Source organism: Legionella massiliensis, from assembly GCF_000756815.1.
Classification (GTDB): Bacteria; Pseudomonadota; Gammaproteobacteria; order Legionellales; family Legionellaceae; genus Tatlockia; species Tatlockia massiliensis.
Genome location: NZ_CCVW01000001.1, coordinates 1,021,577 through 1,042,414, shown reverse-complemented (window position 1 = coordinate 1,042,414; position 20,838 = coordinate 1,021,577). Strand labels below are relative to the sequence as shown.

The window sequence follows — 20,838 nt, the reverse complement described above, 5'->3', positions numbered from 1 at the left end:
TTGAGATGAAATTACATGCAACAATGGTAATCGCTATAACCATTTTCATTGCAAAACCAGTCATAGCCAGAGAATGTCATTTACCTAATGAATGGCAGAAGCTATGTCCAGTTTTGCAATCCAGAGTTGAGCAGACCTCGCATAAAATGAAACTACAAGACTCAGAGGCACAAGCCTTAGAAAATTATATACAAAACACAGATTTTAACTTTTTGTATTTGTCTAAATTACAAGATCTGATGCCAAAAACAACAACAGAGTTATGGATGGCTACCTATAACAGAGGTTTAAATAAGAACGAAACTGAGAAAATGGCAGAATATTTAATAACTGAAGTGAAATTTTATAAATTTAAGAATCTCCCTGCTTTTGACAATAATACCTCGCATATCATAGGTCGTGAATGGCATGAAATTGACTATTCTGGCGAGAATATGACTTGGGAAAAGCAAAAGGAAAAATATGCTCCTTATGGAATATCAAATTTTAAATCGTTGCAGTGCTTGCAAAAGTTCTTTCCTGTGGAGTCAAAACTTCCTTATTTCAATAAAATATATCAACCAACGAATATGTCGGGAGGATCTTGAAATAGCAACATAATAGGTTCCCTCCCCCACTCCAGTATTGAATTCCCGCGGCTTGACCGCGGGAGTTTGGGGTGGAGGTAGCCTATTGCATAGCAACAGGGGTAGGACCCGGAGAATAGTGCCAAAATTAATGGAACGAGAATAAGCCATAAAAATGAAGTTAAAAATGGGGGGATTACCTTCACATGCTGTTCGTCTCATCGCAAATTGTATTATTGCTTACGATGCTATTATTCTAAACACGATTTATGAGAAGATGCTCAAAAAAGGGGGTTAGCCAAGAAATTATTGAAGAATTTGCAAGGGCTTCACTTATTGCTTGGTCGCATATCGCTTTTACGGGTAAGTATAATTTCAAAAAAAGCAATGATGAGATCGATGTGGCTGCAATGCTCAATACGATGGAAAAGCACCTAAAACAATACTTCTGGAAGACTACTAAACTCAGAACTAACACTTTTTGGGGTCCTTCCACAGGCCCCTTAAAGGTTGAAAAAGTAAAAGGAGTTACTTAGGGGTTGCAGTATTATTACAGCTATTATCAATGGTTATAGGCAGTGAACTATTTCTAGCAAATACACCATAAGCATCAATTGCTTTCATCAGATCATGATTAATAATGTCCCTAGGAATTCTTGAAAGCAGGCTACTTTTTTCTTGCTCTACCTTCTTCGTTGCTGTTTGAACTTGCTCTATCTTTGGATGGATTGATAAGAAATCTCTGATTTGAGCAAAGCTGGGACGACCTTCAGGTTTTAAACAATTAGTAATAAGTGTTGCAATGTCTTGGTGGCAATGAGCAGGAATAGCAGGGTGAGCCTTTGCTTTGGCAATGTTATCAAGTTCAGTATCTGATTTATTCATAAAATCAAGGTTGCCAATAGAGCTATACAATAAAAACAAGCCGAATTCGTAGACTGAAGCGGCTTCATCGAAATTGTATCTAGAAAATCCTGGTGCCCTAAAAAGAAATTTCATTTTATTATTGGCTTTAGACATTCTCCATTCTTGCGGTGTAAGTACCAATCCACTAAGAGTCTTGAGCAAATGAGGATGAATTAATTTAATCGCCCCTTGCTTGTCTAGACATACCGTTTCAAAGCTTATTTTGGGAACATAGCCTTCACTCACAAGAGATGCGCAGCTTTCACTCAGTGTAAGCGCATAATTTAGAATGTCATGTTGAGAAAATTTCAAATTATTAGCTAAAAGCTCATAGAATATATTTGAAAAGTTTTCAATTATTACCATATTTGTAGAACCAGATCGATCGGACACGACATCAATCAATTTGAGCACAGATGAATTGTTACTCACAGAAATCTTTTCTTTTAACTGGTCAATTTCGTCGAGATTAAAATCGTAGACAATCCCTTTAATTTTTAAGGCTACTGCGGGTTGTTTCTTATATGCTGCGCTATAAAGCTGGTAATAAGTATCTTCATGGAGTATCTGACCTAGTTTTAATAATTCATATTTGCTTTGCATTTTCGTTCTCTCTATTAAAAAAATAGTTTAAGAGATAAAGAAAGAGCGTCGTGTAGGACACGTTTATCGCTGAGCAAAAAGCTGCATGAAGGGTTGTAGTATTGATGGTTCTCATCAATACCTCTTTTGCCCACTCAATCTTTACCTCAACGACAAACCCGTTTAATGATTAAAACTAGGAAAACTCCAGTCCTCTACTGTCCTTTGAGAGAAGATAAGTCGTTTACATGGATGAATTTAATCTCCAGGTGGATAATGCTCTTGCTATATTATGAAAAGATTATTTGTACTACGTAAAATTTGCAATTGCTGAATTTTGGCTAGTCCTTTGGAGCCCTTGAAAGCAGGCTATTTCTTTCGTGACCTTTCTGCAAGGGAGGTTGGCTATGTGTTTGCAAACGTTGCTGCTCATTGTGGCCTAATTGCTTTGATTTTTCATCAACCTTAAATGGAATCGACAGCCATTTCATGAAGGTTTAACAGTGCTCGGGATAAAAACCTTTAGCTCTTCAAATTTACGAAAGCCATGTGATAAGCAGTTGCAAACAATGGTGCGGTGGTTTGCGGGGATATTATGGCTCAGTGCATCACACATCTGAATAACTTGCCCTTTATTCTTATCCCGCTTATTCAGCAAGCGCGCCATGTTTTCCCCTAAATGGCGTTTGCTGTTATAAAATAAAACGACTTTATGGGCACCATTTTGAGCAAGAATACCCGTGGTATACATCCCTGTTCTCTTTTGCCCTGGATTTTGTCTGTTGTTGCGGATGACATCAACAATGCGAACAACCGTATCATCATTGTGAATCAAGGAACAATTGGCGGCCATTTTTTCTAATGCGGGGAATACCAATAACACACAGGAAACCAGTTCCTCCATCAATTGCCATTGAGTCGATGCTGCAATAGGAAAGCCAAGCAGTGATTGGAAATAGTCCTGGCGATGAAAGGGCATGGCCATATAATATTTTTGTAAGGTCAACATGGCTTTGAAGCTTGGATGATATTTTTCTTTGCTGACCTTTTTGGGGATAGTTGCTGAGAATACTTCTTTGCATAGCGCACAGTGTAATTTCTCAATCCAATACTTATTTAAGGACGGCAAGATTGAATAATTAACAATTAAAAATCAATAGGTTATATAACCAGGGTCGGTCTAAGCTGGTAGTTCTAATCATTCACAACCCCTAACAGCACATTCATCGATACTCTACTGAAACCTCACAAAGAAGCAGGTAGAAACAGAGTTGTAAATTTCGACTCTGAACAGAATGCGCATTAGAATTGTTGCTGAATCTCGTAACTCTTGCTTCGATCAATTGTAATAGGTCACGCCCCCCTCCGTGAAGTTTCTGCAAGCTTGCAGAAACTTCACAACTAATTCACATTATTATTCCAAATTGGCATCCCCCTATGCCAACAAGTCATGAGTATCTAACCTTCTTTTAATATCCACCGTTTATAGTATCAACATACACCAAAACAAATTGGGCAGACTATAATGAAAACCAAACAAAATATTGAGTACAGAGATACTTCAACTGGCTCCGTTGCAAAAATAACTCCTTTAAAGTCAGTGGATTTGGTTAATGTTGATTTTTCTCGTTTGGCCTTAGTGGGCATGTCATGTGCGTTGATTATCGATAAAGATGATCAGCGTTTTGATTATATTGGTTCCAAGGATGCTTCTGCGTGCTTAATCATTGTTCTGAAAGTGGCATCTGGTATAAATATGGTATTACACTTGAATAAAGCTTTAGAAATGTCAGATGAATCGATAAATCTGATGAAGGATGTTATTGACGGTGACTATCAAGTTGCTTTGCTCAGTGGAAACTCAAAACTGGACTCGCCGATTGTAGAGAAGCATGTTAAGTTTTTTGAATGGGATAATCGATGCAAATTAATTGAAGTAGACTGTGGGAACAGTAAAGGAAATGAGACTAAAGGTGCTATTTTAAAACTTAGATCAGATGAAATTACCACTGAGGAGGCCATAATGGAAGCTTGTGATCCTTATTGGTATGAGAAAGAGCACGGAAAAAAAATAGCTGAGTATTTTGTTGCTGTTGATAAACCTAGTAATTGGCTAACCATCAAAGTATGGGATGAACGTAATATTCCTCAAGAAGAAAAATTATTGGCGGAGGCACTTGACCTTTATCATCCGTCACACCGGAATCCTAACAGGTTTTTTATGTCTTCCCTTGGTGATCCTATAATTCAAAGTAGCAAAAACCCTTTAGTAGAGGAGCAGCAAAATCTCGATTCTAAACCTAAACAGTAATAGCTCATGCTCCCTTATATTTTCAAGCGACTAAATAAATCAACCAATTAATATGGCCTGGGACTAAGGATCGTCGTGACGTTTCCGCAAGCTTGCGGAAAAGTCACAAAGAAATAACAATTAAATATATGTATTTCCTATAAGTCGATTGTACTTTTCGCTTAAAGAGGGCTCTTCCTTTGGCTCCGGAATTTTACCTCTGAATACCCCAAGAAATGCAAGAGCTCGGGTTTGTTTTATTTCTGAATCTTTTGATCTATAGCTATATCCCTCATTTGAAGGCATGCCCGATATAGCAGCTTCGAGTACTCCTCTACCATTAACTCTTCTTTCGCTAAAGGTAGAACACTGATCCAAAGCCTCTAGTGCCACCTCAAAACTAACGGGACCAATGACTTGACCTCTCTCATTAGCTTTATTTAATTTCACAGCTATTGATTTCATTCCCCTATCAATTGTTATTGCTTCTTCATTAGTTTTATCCTTTTTAACTATAAGTTGCTCTAAATCTTGAATTTGATTTTCTAAATTTTGTGCCAAAGTTGGCTGTCCTTTTATATAGGTAATAATTCCCCTTAAAGGCATCTTTATCAATAAATTTAAAGGTGTAAATGCTATTTGAGATAAACCTCTTATAATATTTCCAAGACCATCTAAAACACCACCACCTAATCGGGCAAGACTTCGAGTAAACATATATGAGAAAACACCCATATATATGTGCCTTGGTATGTTTATTAAAAATATAGTTGGAGCTGCAATTAAATGAAATACTCCTTTTATTAGATTAGCAATACCCCTAATTGGTTGAATGAGATCTCTCTTTATATGAAAATTAGCCTTATAAGGTTTAAAGGTATCTATAATATCTTTTTTTATAGCAATAAAAGGATGAAGTCCTCCCAAAAAATAAGGCAGAGATCTTGAGCGAGGATCTCGTGCATAACTAGATAACTCATCATCAAATTTGTTGGTTTCAAAATACCAATTTCTTAGTTTATTAATAAATTCAATTCGCTCTGCGAGAAAGGATGTTGGGGATTCATATGGTATAAATTTGGGCATTCTATAACTCTTTTAGGTTAAATAAGTAAAAAACGTTTTGCAAAATAATTGTGCGAAGAGATATAGATTTCACATCTATTTTGCAAAGTCATATTGTGCTTTTTATAAATTAAATAATTATTAAAAAGAAATGGATATTTTTAATAGTTACTATTAAGAAAATCATATATTCAGACAGGGTTAGGAGTACGCTGACCTTTCCGCACCATTGCAGAAAGGTCAGGATGTTGTGGGCTAATCTGCAGCATCGTTACCCCATGAAATCCAACATCAGTTTGGATGCCATATGTATAGGTAATGCATTGATTTTCAGTATACTGCCACAAGGACGATGAAGTTCGGCACTACAGAAAGCATCATTATTGAATAGAACGCCTAAATCAGGTATCGGATGTTTTTGCTTTACCTCGACAAACTGCGAGTTTTTATTCTCTTGATGTGCTAGTTTTTCCTGATTTGGATGGGACTGATACCCAAATGAATGCCGATTTTTGCAGGCGTATAATCAACCAATAGTTCTTTGACTTGCTCCCATAACTCATTGGGGTTTCGTCCCCGCTTTGTTCGAGTAGTTCGCCAATGTCTAAACGCTTGTTTGACTGAGTCTAGTTTATCTATGTCACTTATCATAAAGCTTCCTCTTAATATCATCGAGGCTATAGGCTAAATTACTGGCCTGTCTTGGTCACGCACTGTTGCCGCAAGCTCAGGAAAAATGGAGAACCGCTAGGCGAACTTATACTAATCATCAAGCAAATAATGAAATTGCCTAACACGAATTTTGGTGTAGTTTCTGCAAACTTGCAGAAACTACACGCTTATTTTTAACCAAAGTTTGATAGATAAGGTGGTCCTTTTAGCTGCTAATGGGTCGGCCCCATTAGGTGATGACGCGGTGGTTCTATTAGGGTACTGAATGACAACGAGATAGCGCGACCATCGTTGTTTCCTGTTCAGAATCTAAGTTGGGGCTGTATTCATCATTAAGACTAGTCCCCTCCGACAACTGGAATGAAGAATTACTATTTGTAGCATTTCGTCCAAAGAAGAGATTAGATGCATTCGATTGTATATTGTTTTTTACCTTTATATCAGAATCAACAGAGTTAACCATCTTACCTTCTTCCTCAACAGAAACAGTAGTGCTAATAAAATGGCTTAAAAAACGTAATGGCTCTTGTAGTTTGTAAGGTGGGCTAACATCGGGAATAAACTGAACCCGTTGGAGGCTATTATCATCTTGAAGGCTATTATTTTCCAATGAAAAGAGCATCTGTATTTTATCCCTTGTTTCCTTCGGATATTCAATAGGGAAACCATAGGTAAGTATTTTTTCAGCAATTGAGTAACTATCTGCTTTTTTATGAGCGTGAATAGTCAAAGTGATACGAGAAAGATCTAGACTTGAAGTATCACCTGTAATCCTGTGCTTTCTTAAATAGTCTAACTCTTCAGTAGTAAAATCCATTTCAGTAATTACCGGAATGATTCTAGAATAAAAAAGGTTTAATTTATCATTCGATTGTTTAAATTTAGATAAAGCAGTATTAGTTAAAAAAGGAATGATAAAATCTACAGTTAGTCCATATGTCTCACATTTACTGATATAGGCACTCATATCTGTACCTGAATAAGCAGTATCATCCAAAAAAATTAACCGTTTAACATCAGGATGAGTTTTTAAAAATGGTGTTAAATAACTATGATCAACTATTTGATAAGGAGTAAATTCTAAGAAAGTTAAAGCAAGGGAAGCCACCCATGCTTGACTTTTCCGAGCACCCAATAACTCTTTTCGGCCTGTAGTATGGGGAACAACAATAATAGATTGGTTCGCATCAATCTTTCCATCTTTATATAATTGATTTAATTGGACGACACTTTCCTGTAGTCCTATATAAAACTCTTCAAAAGAGAACACCACCGTATTGCTAATAATCTTTTCTGCACATTGACGACTTATGCCTTGGGAATGTAGTGATATCCATGCTTTGGCTTTTTCTTGATCCATCAAGGGATCCTGCGCAGGAATAGGAGGATCAATGCATAATGTTGAAATAAAATTACCATTAATACGTGGATTGTATAAATTTTTTAATAAAGTTTCTTTTTGTTCTTTAGAAAGAGGCATTTTGTTCTCTGGACTCAATAAGTGGCATATAATTTAACATATGCTCAAATTGTGATCAACAAAGATTGCAGGGGTAACTGCATCTAAACCCTATGATGTAATTTATTGATTAATAAAACTATTTAAAGACAGTAAAGTGAATGCTCTAATACTCTGTCAAAGCCTGCTTGTTCTTAGGCAAAAAGGGCTAAATCAAGTTTTGTAGGTCGTCAGAGAATATCTTCGCAATCCCTAGCCCATTATTCTTTTGAGCTAGACGTTATTGATTTTTGGGCTGAATGATGTGAGAAGTTCTTGCAAGAATGGGGTCCCGACGAAAATAGTGTGGTCAACCAAAATGTTACACCCCTGTTAAGCAACTTTCACTAAACAATCGCTTTGTTTTTCAAATTGATTTGGACTTAAATAACCTAAGTAAGAATGCAATCTGTGGCTGTTATAGAACATAGTGATGTAATTCAAAATATCCTGCTGAGCTTCCCATCGAGTTTGATAATTTCGCCATTGAGCTCGTTCTTGCTTTAAACGACCAAAGAAGCTTTCAATAACACTATTATCCCAGCAATCTCCTCTTTTACTCATAGGCTTCCATAACAATACTGGCTGGCTTCAGCTATTTTCTTTACCCATTCAAGAGTTTCTTGATGCTTAGGATCATCTGGTTTATTCCTTTGGTGGTGCTGATAACTGTAATATCCATGCCGTGTAGTTGGCACATTACGCCAACTGACCAGGTCTTCTTATTTTGGGCAACAAACGAATATTTTATTTCGTTTCTTGAGCACGGAAATAGAGCAACTGTATGCACCACTCTATGTTGCTCTCGAATTCAAACAGCGGGAATGCAGCCAATCCATACAACAAAATAGAGAAAGAATGGCGTATTTTCAGTCTGTTGTATCGGCTGCTTCCGAGACTGCATCCTTGGTGGCTCCACTGACGTTATAGCAGAGCCCCTTAGATCACCCGTCATACAAAACCAAATATTTGCATTTTCTTGATCAGCTGTCTAATATTTGTACATAATTATCGATTAAAAGTCTGTTAGCTACAACAAACCTTATTAAGAGATAATTTAGGAGATTGTTTTTGGATTATGAGATGGCGTATTCGATAAAAGTGGTTACTCGCGGTATTAATAAAAATGGAATTGCGGCAGGTTTAAGACCATCTGTTAAATATGTCATGACACCGACCTTGGTTAATGAGATAAGAGCTCATCAAAATGTTTTCTTCATAAGCCAAATAAATTTTATAAAAATTAATAGCAGATACACAGACAAAAACAATATTAAATTTATAAATTTTTACGAGGCCTTTTCCAAGTCCTGCTTATCAAAATTTATTTATAAACACTCAAACTCATATGGCGTTTACAAGAATGTAGCCGCCATTATTCACGCAATAAAGGACGAAAACCCCATTCTTTTTTATAAGAAAACCAACAAAACGACCAACAGAGTGGCTGATATGTAACCAAGTAAACGACAAATCATTCATGGATTAATTATTTTGTCATTAAGAGTTTTATAGTAGAAATGACATGTTAAAAATAGATAAGTTGTACCCCTACAGAGGACTTAATCGTTCGGAAATAATTTATGCAGAAATAATTATTTGGGTTCCTATCATAGCAACAATTTACAGTATTATTTCAGGAATGCTTTTTTCCATTGGAACTGCCACCCTTGTTTTGTTTTTAATTTGCTATAGTTGCACCGTGTTTGGTGTGACCATTGGCTTTCATAGGCTATTAACTCATCATTCATTTAAATCAACCCGATTGCTAAAAATTATTTTTGTTTGTTTTGGATGCATGGCTTTTGAAGGATCTCCTTTTTTCTGGGTTGCAGCGCATCGTCGCCATCATAAATTTACCGAATCAGAGGGAGATCCCCATACTCCTCTTATTAATGATAAATTTTCATGGTTCGGTTTTTATCATGCCCATATGGGATGGATGACGACCCATATTATTGAAAGTTGGCGTCATTATATTCTGGATCTGCTTACGGATCCTGACCTTAAAATTATCAATAAACATTATTCTGTAATCGCGTCCCTCGGGCTATTAATACCCGCTATTTTGAATGGGTTAATTTATATGAGCTGGTACCATTTCTGGGAAGGACTCATCGTCTGCGGACTGGTTAGAGTATGTCTACAACAACATGTAACCTGGTCAATTAATTCAGTATGTCATTTATGGGGAAAGAAGGATTTTGATACGAAGGATCAAAGCAGAAATAATTGGTTATTTGCTATCTTAGCTTATGGTGAGGGTTGGCATAACGGTCATCATGCTTTTCCAAGCTCCGCAAAACACGGCCTAAAAAAATGGCAAATAGATATTTCTTTTGGGCTTATCAAGTTCTTGTCCTGGTTTGGTTTTATTAAAGAAATAAAAATTCCCACCCAAGTACAGTTAGACAATAAAGCAAAAAAGCATCAATCCTCCTAAGGATAAGTGAGATTATATGTTCGACTCTAAAAAGAACGTTAAAAACGTTGCTGATATAGTTTTTATAAATTCAGAATATAATCCAGAAGGGATAGCCTATAGGTTTATCAATACCGATGGTTCTACCAACTGTTTAAATTACCAGGATTTTGCAAACGAAGTAACGAAATTAGCTTATTTAATACAGGAGGTCACTGAGCCCGGAGATACCGTTATTTTAGGAGCAAAACAAGGATTAGAATACATCATTAGTTTCTATGCTTGTCTATACGCTGGTACCGTGGCGGTCCCCGTATTTCCTCCTGTCAGTAAAGCAATGACGGAGCGCTTTATTCACATTCTTAAGGATGCTAATCCTAAACTAGTAATTTGTGATAAAGAAATAATTTCTAAGTTAACAAAAGGAATGACTGTTAATCGCTTTCTACCTAAGAGCATAAAATTTGCGGCAGGTATCAGTGAAGAAACTGCGTCTATGTTGACCTATTTAAAATCGCAACAGATCCCCTTAATGGCTAGCGAAGAAAGATTTAGTATTAATGCTGTGAAATTAGAGCCACTTAATCAAAAAAACAGCAAATCTAATGCCTTTATACAATATACATCTGGCTCTACGGGAAACCCTAAGGGAGTTATGGTTTCTCATGGTAATTTGCTAGACAATTTCAACGTTATCTATAACGCCTTAAGACATCATTCACAAAGCCATAAATTTTCATGGTTACCCCCCTATCACGACATGGGGTTAATCGCCGGAATACTGGAACCTTTCTATGGCGGGTTTACGTCAACCTTAATGTCTACAATCGATTTTATAGCTCACCCAACGAAATGGCTGCAATACATGTCAGCCTATCATTGCACCTCAACTGGAGCGCCTAATTTTGCTTTTGAATTATGTGTCAAACAAGCTGATCGTCTGGATCTTTCCCAACTTGACCTCAGCGCCCTTGAAGTTATTGCTAATGGCTCTGAACCCATTAACTACAATACAGTTAATCGATTTTATCAAACCTTTCAATCATCAGGCTTAAAACGCGGAGCTATCTTCCCTTGTTATGGTTTGGCAGAAGCGACACTCATGGTGACAGCAAAACCCATTATGGAACCTGAGGAAATTGTTTCAATCGACCCAGAAATGCTAACAAAAAACATCATGCAGTTAACTGATGATACGAATGGAGTAAAAATAGTAAGTTCCGGTGTTCCGCAAATGATGCTCAAAATCATTAATGAGCAGACCCGCTTAGAATGTCCAGAGGGCGAGGTAGGTGAAATTTGGGTGCATGGTGAATCCGTTGCTCAAGGCTACTATCATAATGAAGAAGCAACTGAACTCACATTTCACAATAAAATTAATGGTGACAACAAGGATTATTTATACACTGGTGACTTAGGATTTATGTATAAAAATGAATTGTTTGTTTGCGGTCGAAAAAAAGATTTAATTATTATTAATGGACAAAATTTTTACCCGCAGGATCTTGAGAATCAAGTGACTTTAAGCTCTGATAAGATTCGCCAAGGCAACGTCATTGCCTATTCAGAATTGAAGGATGGTCAAGAGCAAATAACGCTTGTCTGTGAGATAAAAGATAGAGAATCTGAAGAAAATTACCGGATTATTGCTGAGAAAATTCAACAACACCTCGCTAAATCCTTTCATTTTACAGCCAATAATATCTATTTCATTCCCCCCAAAAAGATCCCCAAAACAACCAGTGGAAAATTACAACGCCGCTCATGTGCTGAGAAAATAGCTAAAAATGAATTGACTATTCTTTACCATGGCGAATTCAAACAACCAATCCTAGTTAGAACACAAGCAATTAAACCAGCTAAAGAAACCTGGTTGAATCAACTACAAGAAGTCAAAAGCGAGATACGTCAATCGACCTTAAGTACCCTGCTTCAGAATGAAGTCAGTCATTTATTAGACGTTCAGAATCCCAAAGCAATTCCGCTAGATAGAGGGCTTTTTGAGCTTGGTTTTGATTCCATAAAAGCTATTCAATTAAAAGAAAAAATTGCTCAAGAACTAGGTAATGACATTGATATTGATGAAGACTTTCTCTTCAATTTTCCCTCAATACAGGTAGCAGCTTCAGCACTAATTTCTCAATTATTTCCTGAAATAACTAATAGAGATAATATCAAAGAGTTTAAACCAAACTCAGTTGCAAGTTTAACTACTCAAGAACCCATTGCAGTAATCGGTATGAGTTGTGTATTTCCTGGCGCTAATGATGTTAATGAATTTTGGGACAATTTGATCCAGGGACGCGACTCCGTAACAGACATCCCCGCTGAACGCTTTGACATCAATGACTATTACAGCCCTATCCAAGGTCAAAAAGGGGGAATATGTACCCGCAAAGGGGGATTTATTGAAGGGATTGATCAATTCGATGCAGCATTTTTTAATATTAGCCCTAAAGAAGCTGAGCTCCTTGATCCCCAGCAACGCTTACTCTTGAAACATACCTGGCTAGCCTTTGAAAATGCCAATATCAATGTCAGTGATTTAGTGAGCTCTAATACTGGGGTATTTATCGGAATTTCAACCCATGACTACGAGCACTGTATTTATGAAAACACTGATTCTAAGTCAATCAGCCCCTATTTTAGTACGGGAAACGCAACAAGTACTGCCAGTGGGCGCTTGTCTTTCTTTTATGGGTTTCAGGGACCCTGTTTCGCGGTAGACACTGCTTGTTCCTCTTCTTTAGCCGCTATAGATCAAGCTTGTTTATCTCTGCAGAATAAACTTTGTAATTTGGCTGTTTCTGGTGGCGTGAATGCTATTTTAAGCCCCGAGTTATTTATCAGTTTTTCTCAGGCAGGCATGCTTGCCCCAGATGGAAAATGTAAAACCTTCGATGCCAATGCCGATGGCTATGTTCGCGGAGAAGGATGTGGCGTTGTCATTCTAAAACGCTTAAGCGATGCACTACGTGATAAGGACCACATTATCGGAGTGATTAAAGGCTCATCTGTCGCGCATGATGGTTTATCCAGTGGCCTCACTGTTCCCAATGGACAAGCGCAACAGCAGTTAATTCGTAATGCTCTTGAACGCTCGAAGATTGATGCAACAGAGATTGATTACATCGAATGCCATGGCACAGGTACCAGTTTGGGTGATCCAATTGAAGTGAACTCGATTAAAAAAATATTTAACAATCAACGAAAACAACCTTTGCTATTAGGCTCTGTGAAAGCCAATATCGGCCACCTTGAAGCTGCTGCAGGTATGGCTGGGTTTATTAAAGTGCTTTTATGTCTGCAGCACAGGACCATTCCTCCTCAAATAAATTTCAATACACTGAATCCTAAAATAAAAATAAACAACAACATGCAAATTAACACCCAGCTTGGGACTATCAACCCAGATAAAAAATTTAGGGCGGCAGTCAGTTCTTTTGGCTTTAGTGGTACCAATGCACACATCATTATGGAGGAAGCACCTTTACAAACCAAAGATAGTGGACTGCCCTTACCTCCAGCACATGTCTTTGTCTTATCTGCAAAAACTAAATTCTCATTGGATTCGCTAATCAAGGCCTACCAAGAATTCTTGGCGATGACTGACGCCTCACTAGCAGACCTATGTTATACCGCAGCGGTAGGACGTGCTCATTTACAATGGCGTATTGCGGTTACAGCAACTAGCAAAAAAGAGTTAATTGAGAAGTTAGGACAAATTAGCCCAATTGACACTATGCAATCTGAGGAGAAGCCTAGTGAAGATGATGTGCTAAGCGTTTATTTAAGTGGTAAGGATATCGATTGGAAGTCTTATTATGCATCCTATCTTTCAAGATTATCGAAAGTCAGCCTGCCAACCTATCGCTTTGAAATGCAATCCCACTGGTTGGCGATTAAAAAGAAAAAGACCTTAGCCTATGGAGAGATGGTTCATGAGCTCTTGGGCGCCAAACAGCCAGGCCATAGCGATGACCTTCGCTTCCTCAATCAACTCGTTTTAAATGATTTGGATTATTTAAAAGATCATCGTGTATTTGACCATATTATATTTCCCGCAGCAGGGTTTATAGAAACTGCCTTAGCTTCTGGAGTAGAAGCGTTGGGTGACTCGCCTTTAAGGGTAAAAGACATTTCATTTCAGACTCCTTTAGCTTTAAATGGAATTACAGACTATGAGGTGAACTTAGAGCCTAGAACAAATAATAGCTATCAAGGTTCGATTTATGCTAAACCAAAAGATGCTTTAGCTTGGAGCCATCATGCTGATTTTGAATTGGAATCATTATTAAACCCTGGATATGAAGTTATCGATTTAGCGGCGATAAAAAGTACCTTGGCTCAGGTTGATATGAAAACCTTGTATCAACGCTTTAAGCAAGTAGGATTAGTTTATGGTGATGCTTTCCAAGCCATTCAAGAAGCCTTTACAGGACACAATAAAGCCTTAGTAGCGATTAAAAATGAACAGCGTTCCAATAACGACTATTTCCACCCAGCCTTACTTGATGGCGTTTTTCAGGCAGTAGCTTTAGCGCTGAGTGAGGAACTGAATGCTACTTATATTCCTTTGGCTATCGGACGCCTGGATTGGTATCAAAAAGCGTCGGGCTTAATCTGGGCTGAAGTGACTCTAATCAATCGTGATGAGCATGCTTTAAATGCGGATATTAAAATCACTGATAATAATGGCATGTTAATAGCAGAGATAAAGGGTTTCGTTGCCTATGCAGTAACCAAACAAGCGCTGGAAAAGCTTCTGCTAGCGAAGAAAGAAGCATTAGGCCGTTATGTTGAGCATTATGAATTATACAACTGGTCTCCTGCGTTGAAAGCCAATCGAGACGTATTGATGGTTAAGGATTCTAGTGAAGAAGATCTAAGCAATCGCCATATAGTTTTTGTTTATGAGAATAATTTTAAAACTCTGGTTTCTTTGGCAAAAAAACTATTGGTATCTAAACCCTTGAGTTTTACCTTAGTGACTCAACAAGCCTTTAGTGTTAATGCAAAAGATGAGATCAATCCAGACCATAGCCAAGCCCTTGGTTTTTGGCGAAGCCTGCGTCAAGAAGCCAATAATATTCCTTGCTATCTGATTGATGTTAAAGACAAAGAGCCTTTGGACCTAGTTCTGAATTTGATTGGTACTAATTCCTTGCCCGAGCCACAAGTCATCTTACGCGGACAGTCGGTTTATGTACCTCATTTAATTAATGCCGATGAAGATTCAGCCTTAGCCCAGTCCTTTCAATATCAGGCTGATGCGACTTATTTAATTACTGGCGGTACTGGTGGTCTAGGATTTGAGTTAGCTAAACATCTGCTTGCACAAGGCGTGAAACACTTGGCATTAACTAGCCGAAGCGAAGCCACAACTGAGCTAAGGCTATGGATGGAGCAACAGCAATCCAATGGAGTCAGTATTACCCACTATGCAACAGATGTGGCTGATAAAAAGGCATTAAAGGAGGTCTTTGATGCGATTGCTCAAAGTGGTTTCTCTTTAAAAGGGATTTTTCATGCGGCAGGAGTCCTGCATGATGGATTGCTTTTGAATTTAAGTGAGGAGGATTTTGATGTTGTTCTGACACCGAAGGTTCAGGGCGCTAAGAACCTTGATGAACTGAGCCAAGCTCTAACTCTGGATTGTTTTGTTTTGTTCTCATCCATATCGTCTATGTTGGGTAATCCCGGCCAAAGTAATTATTCAGCAGCCAATGCCTTTATGAATGGGTTGGCAATGAAACGCCGCCAACAAGGGCTTTCAGCCCTAAGTATCAATTGGGGGCCCTTTAGTACTGTGGGAATGGCAGCAGGACTTGAAGCAGTGCATAAGGCACAAGGTCTAACAGCACTTAAAACACAACCTGCTTTTGCGACAATGGATGAACTACTTAGTACGCCTAAAGCCCTAGTTGGAGTTATGGAAATTGATTGGTCTAAAGTTGTTTCTCCAAGCAATCCCTATCTAGCCCATTTTGCCCCTCGCGTGATTCCTCAAACCCTAAATCAAGGTACTTGGATTAGTTTACTTGCAGCAACACCTACAGAGCGTCGTGAACAAGTTCTAACTGATAAAATTAAAGGGGTGTTAGCCAAAATATTAAATATTTCTAAGCCTGATAGTTTGGATATCAAAAAGAACTTCTTTGAATTAGGTATGGACTCAATCATGGCAATGGAGTTTAAAAATGTTTTGCAAACTATGCTCGGTTCGTCAATCACTATAAGCAATACTTTAGTGTTTGATAATCCAAACATAGAAAATGCAGTAGCCTATCTGTTGAGGGAGATAGTTACTACCGAGAGTAATCCAGTAATAGCTGATGCCAGCAAAACACTTGAAGCTAAGAATATCGTTGATCAGAAACCATTGATTAGAAGACAGAGTTTCAATAGGGATTATATTTATTTGGAAGGAGGCGAGAATGCCGTATTGCTTTTCTATGGATTAAACGGCAGCCCATTAGAAGTTCTTGATTTAGCTAAAAATCTCAATGAAGCGGGTTATTCAGTTGAGATCCCACTCATTGAGGGTTATCACTATGATGTTAAAAAGAAAATATTCAATCGCTCAGAGAGTTGGATTCGCGATGCCTTGGGGATTTTCTATTCAATGAATAGTCGATATAAATCGGTTGCACTTTGTGGATTGAGTCTTGGAGCTGTTGTCGCGCTGAGACTGGCTGAACTATTGCAAAACAAGCCATCCGCCTTACTACTTCTTTCAACCGCGCTGTTTACCGATGGTTGGAGTACTGACTGGAAAAGATCGTTAATTCCATTGGTCTATTACTCACCATTACGTTATAGATTATCCCTTCCTGAGACAGAGCCTTTCGGGATTAAAAATCTAGAACGCAGAGCTTATTCTGCAAAATTGATGCAGGAGAAATCAGTTTCTATTTCTGGAGGTGCACAGATATCTTTTTATGATATTTATCAGGCACGTCGATTAGCTAAAGTAGCTGTTAGAAATTTATCGTTAGTCACCTGCCCAACATTAATTATGCATGCTAAAGAGGATGATATCGCTAGTTTAAAAAATATTGAGGTAATTGCCGGGGGTATTTCCTCATCTGTTGTAGAACAAACTATCTTAGAAGATAGCTATCATATGATTACTGTCGATAATGAGAAAGAGTTGGTCATGGAGCAATGTCGTGATTTTCTTGATAAAAATACGAACTAAAATTTATCTTGCTCCGAGCAGTCCGTAGTCTTTTTTTAAAATGAAACCTTGATTAAGCAGCGCTGAGTGATCCTGACATTTTTTTAATCAAAGTATCATTTAGATACCTATATGGACATTAATAAGTTACTTTGACTTATATTTGTGTCATTCCCGCGTAGGCGGGAAACTATTTCTCAAAGTGGTTCCTCACTTTGTTTGCACGATGGTTTCCCGCCTACGCGGGAATGACACACAAAAGAACAGGAAGAACTTATATGGCACATGCTTCCTGTTTAAAAAAATGCCAGGATTCCTCAGAGCGCAGTGTAATCAAGGTTTTCCTTAGATGCATTAGAGTGGATGGGGTAAGAACGCCGTAGCTAAATTTGAGCTTTGAGCTGCAGACACCATCCTATCTCCCGGACGCAAGGGCTTGAAGAACCGAGAGCTCGAAGCGCCAGTCTCCACCACTCTATCCTGGCTTTGCGGCTGACAAAGCTCTAATTCAGTGATGCGTTTCTCATTAAAGCTATTGGCCAACCTTAGACAAGATTCACGATAGTTAATCATTTCTGGTGCTGCAATCAAGGTATTTAGCCCCTTCCTAAGCACTTCATAGGGATACTTGCTATAAAGTACTTCTAAATCGCTGATACGGCCTGAGTATAAAGCGTCTCGTTCTTCGGCATTAAACTCTATAAGCAGAGATCTTGCGGTTAGCAAATTTAACGCTAATTGAAAGACCTCGCGATCTTGGCCTGCATCTCTAAACCAGGCAGCATAGACCTTAGGATTTTTCTGGATACCCGCTTCGAAATAGGCAAGCGCCTGCAGCTGGCCAGCAGCCGCCTCTGGAACAATGCATCTGCCTTTAGGGGTATAACCAATAGGCATCACAGCATTTTTTACCAGCCCTTTGATTTGAGAAGGAATCTGACTCTCATCAAACAAAGTCTCTTCTAAAACAGACAAAGCACGTTCCTGCAGGGAATTCTCGCGAAAAGCTGTATTCTTTCCAATTCGCTTTCTCAGTTCATTTTCTAACCATGGCGGGGTATTCCTCGAAGAAATATAAAGCCCGCTGGTAAACAAAGCATCGACCCTCTTGGTATTTGCCTTCCTCACACTGTCTTCTAAAACCTCCATACCCACTTTAGTTCCATACCTTAGTAGAACGTTGATCGTAGAATGAAGCTTATTTTTTACAGCGGCAGAAAAAGCGCTATTGACCTGCTGAACATTAACCCCTTCTTGCAACAAACGTTCAACGACTGCGCTACGCCCCTCGTAAGCAATACAATGAGGAGAGATACCAAGGGCTGTCCCTGCTGCGTTAAGAGCAATCTCCTTTTCTTGCAACAAACGGTCAACCCCTGCAAGATGTCCGAATCTAACGGCAACATCCAATGGGGTTAAACCATGAAAATTTGCCTGGTTAATATCGATGCCTTCTATTTGCAGTAAACGCTCAAGCATTGCAACACGACCATGCCGCGCCGCAATAAAACAGCTAGTTTCCTGATTTTGGAAACTTGTAATATTTACCTCTGCTCCCAGTTTTAGCAAATTATCAATAAGCGAGGGATTATTTAAAACAGTTGCCAGATGCAGCAGCGGCGGATTGTTGAGACTTTTCATTCCTGTTGCCATTTCAACTCTGATAGGCTGATTAAAGATGAGCGCCCAATGCAAGGGGGATAAATCGCTTTCCTGCGTTAATGCATAATCATATAAGGCTTTGGCAAGGTTCTCAGGTAAGCGGTGATGAAGGAAGGTAGCCAAGTTTAGTGCTGAATCGCGCCAAAGGCTTTTAAGTTCAAGTATTAGTTCTTCCTGAACAGATTCCAGAGAAGGAGGCGCTTGCTGCGCATCCATGGAGAAGAAGTCCAGCCATAACTTCTTTGTTCTTGGATAAAAACCCTTAAAAAGCCTTTTTAAACTATGTTGATAGAACTTCTGCCATTGTTCATTGCTCCTTTGCTCCGAAGGCTTGTAGAAAGAGGGTAAATGGCTTTGCATAAGCTCTTGCCAATTACAAGAACTAGATGCAGATGCAGAGAGCGTTTCTGAGGTGGGGCCAGGCTCACTAGCCTCCTCAAGCACAGGCATAAATTCAGCGATATGCCTTTCTTGAAACTCCTTGGTCAGCATGAGGAATCGCTCAGAAAAATTAACCATCTCCGGTGCAGTAGTTAATGCACTCAGCCAGCGTTGAAACATCTTATAAGAGAATTGGCTTGCTAGATCGTCTATATGACCTGAAATCAAAGCTCGCTCAAGCTCAAAAAACTCAGAGCATCCTGTCTCTTTCGCCAAACGGGCAGTCACTAGCTTTAGCGCTAAATGAAAAAAGGCTGCGTTTTTACCGGCATTTTTAAACCAGACCATTAAGGCCTGCGAATCTTTTTGGTAATTGGAGTCGAAATAAGAAAGCGCCTCAGAGTTGCCCTCAAGTGCGTCTCTAAGTAAACATTTGCCCTGAGAATCATAACCAATAGGCATCAGGTAAGTGCCACCTTGGCGATTACGCTTTAGACGTTTGAACAATTCTTGTTGTAACCAACTAGGACTGTTCTGTGGGGATATATAAAGCCCACTGGCAAACAAAGCATCGATAACCTTCGTATTACCTTCTTCAATAGCCTTTTTTAAAACCACCATGCCATCGCTGGCACCATGTGCTATTAAGAGTTTAATTATCTCAATATGGTTATTATCCGCAGCAAGTTGCAAGAGGGTATTAGGCTGATTTCCTGTACGATTAACAGCAATACCTTCCTGCAGTAACAGACGCTTAACTATTGCAATATGACCTCGTTCAACAGCCGTAAAAAGCGGAGTAATACCAAAAATATTTGCCTGATTAGCCTCAGCGCCTGCTTGCAGCAATAGCTCGACTATTGCAAGACGATCGTTTTTAGCAGCGACCCATAGCGGGGTTTCACCGGAGAAGCTCTTCTGGTGAACAGCAAACCCATCAATTTGAACTATGCGCTCAACCGCTGCAGTTTGGCCACCTTCAGCAGCAAGATAGCAAGCTGTTAGGCCTTGGTAATTTGCAAGATTTATATTAGCACCTAGTCCAACCAGGGAAGAAATAAGTTCAGGATCATTGAAACAGGCCGCTAGATGCAGCGGCGGCCTTGCGCAACGACTATTAATCTTTGTTGCCATTTCGGCAGTGATAGGTTGACGGCAGATAAGTGCCCAGTGTAAAGGCGATAAGCCAGTTACATGCTTTATTGCGTGATCATACAAGGCTTTGGCAAAACTGTCAGATAAGCGATGGTGAAGCAGAATAGCCAGGTCCAGTGGCTGAGTATCAAAATTGCTCAGTTCCATAAGCCTTAACATCAGTTTATGCAAAAACCGCTTTTGCTCCGGCTCTGACAATAACAGAGGTAATTGTAATGGCTCTACAGAACCTAAAACGCTTGGGCTATAAAAAGCTCCAAAAATCTCAATGAGGTGGCTTTGATAAAACCCTTCCCATTGCTCATTAGTCGCTCGCATGGAAGGGTTGTAGAAAAAAGGTAGGTGACGTTGCACTAGCATTTGCCAATCTATTAGAGAAGAACGGCTGCTTGATGAGCTGGTACTTAATTCGCCTGGCATGATCACTTCCTGGTTGAGACTAATGCGACCAGAAATTAT

General features: G+C 38.9%; 12 protein-coding genes and 1 pseudogene. 6 read left to right on the top strand and 7 right to left on the bottom strand.

Going from position 1 to position 20,838, the window contains the following annotated elements; translation table 11 throughout:
• The first annotated feature begins 5 nt into the window (after positions 1-5).
• Together BN1094_RS04390 and BN1094_RS04385 are read left to right on the top strand one after the other, a co-directional pair.
• Entirely contained in the window at positions 6-587 is a 582-nt protein-coding gene (locus BN1094_RS04390) for a hypothetical protein (RefSeq protein ID WP_043873122.1), read from the top strand.
• Positions 588-835: 248 nt separating this feature from the next.
• Positions 836-1,102: a hypothetical protein gene (locus BN1094_RS04385; protein WP_043873121.1), complete on the top strand. Its 267-nt coding sequence runs from the start codon at positions 836-838 to the stop codon at positions 1,100-1,102.
• Here the strand turns inward: BN1094_RS04385 and BN1094_RS04380 are convergent.
• Positions 1,095-2,075: a protein kinase gene (locus BN1094_RS04380; protein WP_043873120.1), complete on the bottom strand. Its 981-nt coding sequence runs from the start codon at positions 2,073-2,075 to the stop codon at positions 1,095-1,097. The two genes, BN1094_RS04385 and BN1094_RS04380, sit on opposite strands and share 8 nt — an antisense overlap.
• A 466-nt stretch (positions 2,076-2,541) precedes the next feature.
• A complete protein-coding gene (locus BN1094_RS19190; protein WP_245614170.1) occupies positions 2,542-3,183 on the bottom strand; it encodes an IS66 family transposase in 642 nt (213 codons plus the stop codon).
• Positions 3,184-3,579: 396 nt separating this feature from the next.
• Between BN1094_RS19190 and BN1094_RS04370 the strand changes: the two genes are divergently transcribed.
• Positions 3,580-4,365 carry a hypothetical protein gene (locus tag BN1094_RS04370; protein ID WP_043873119.1) on the top strand — a complete coding sequence of 262 codons (786 nt, stop codon included), beginning with the start codon at positions 3,580-3,582 and terminating at the stop codon, positions 4,363-4,365.
• A 120-nt stretch (positions 4,366-4,485) separates the two neighbouring features.
• Here BN1094_RS04370 and BN1094_RS04365 read toward each other — a convergent pair whose 3' ends face one another.
• The 4 genes and pseudogenes from BN1094_RS04365 to BN1094_RS04350 form a co-directional block, all read right to left on the bottom strand.
• A complete protein-coding gene (locus BN1094_RS04365; protein WP_043873118.1) occupies positions 4,486-5,430 on the bottom strand; it encodes a hypothetical protein in 945 nt (314 codons plus the stop codon).
• 441 nt (positions 5,431-5,871) lie between these two features.
• Positions 5,872-6,060 (bottom strand): hypothetical protein, encoded by a 189-nt coding sequence (locus tag BN1094_RS04360; RefSeq protein WP_043873117.1) that lies wholly within the window; start codon positions 6,058-6,060, stop codon positions 5,872-5,874.
• 274 nt (positions 6,061-6,334) lie between these two features.
• A complete protein-coding gene (locus BN1094_RS04355) occupies positions 6,335-7,561 on the bottom strand; it encodes a hypothetical protein (protein ID WP_043873116.1) in 1,227 nt (408 codons plus the stop codon).
• A 351-nt stretch (positions 7,562-7,912) separates the two neighbouring features.
• Positions 7,913-8,143 (bottom strand): annotated as a pseudogene (locus BN1094_RS04350) (IS3 family transposase); the annotation flags it as partial.
• 519 nt (positions 8,144-8,662) lie between these two features.
• Between BN1094_RS04350 and BN1094_RS04345 the strand changes: the two are divergent.
• The 3 genes from BN1094_RS04345 to BN1094_RS18735 all read left to right on the top strand — a co-directional run bounded on the left by BN1094_RS04345 (position 8,663) and on the right by BN1094_RS18735 (position 17,202).
• Complete coding sequence (locus BN1094_RS04345) at positions 8,663-9,037, top strand: hypothetical protein (RefSeq protein ID WP_141650419.1); 375 nt, start codon at positions 8,663-8,665, stop codon at positions 9,035-9,037.
• A 67-nt stretch (positions 9,038-9,104) separates the two neighbouring features.
• Positions 9,105-10,022, top strand: coding sequence for an acyl-CoA desaturase (locus BN1094_RS04340; RefSeq protein ID WP_043873113.1), 918 nt, complete (start codon positions 9,105-9,107; stop codon positions 10,020-10,022).
• Between the two features lie 16 nt (positions 10,023-10,038).
• Positions 10,039-17,202: an SDR family NAD(P)-dependent oxidoreductase gene (locus BN1094_RS18735; RefSeq protein WP_052403132.1), complete on the top strand. Its 7,164-nt coding sequence runs from the start codon at positions 10,039-10,041 to the stop codon at positions 17,200-17,202.
• A 333-nt stretch (positions 17,203-17,535) separates the two neighbouring features.
• Here BN1094_RS18735 and BN1094_RS04330 read toward each other — a convergent pair whose 3' ends face one another.
• Positions 17,536-20,799, bottom strand: coding sequence for an ankyrin repeat domain-containing protein (locus BN1094_RS04330; RefSeq protein WP_043873112.1), 3,264 nt, complete (start codon positions 20,797-20,799; stop codon positions 17,536-17,538).
• Between the last annotated feature and the right edge of the window lie 39 nt (positions 20,800-20,838).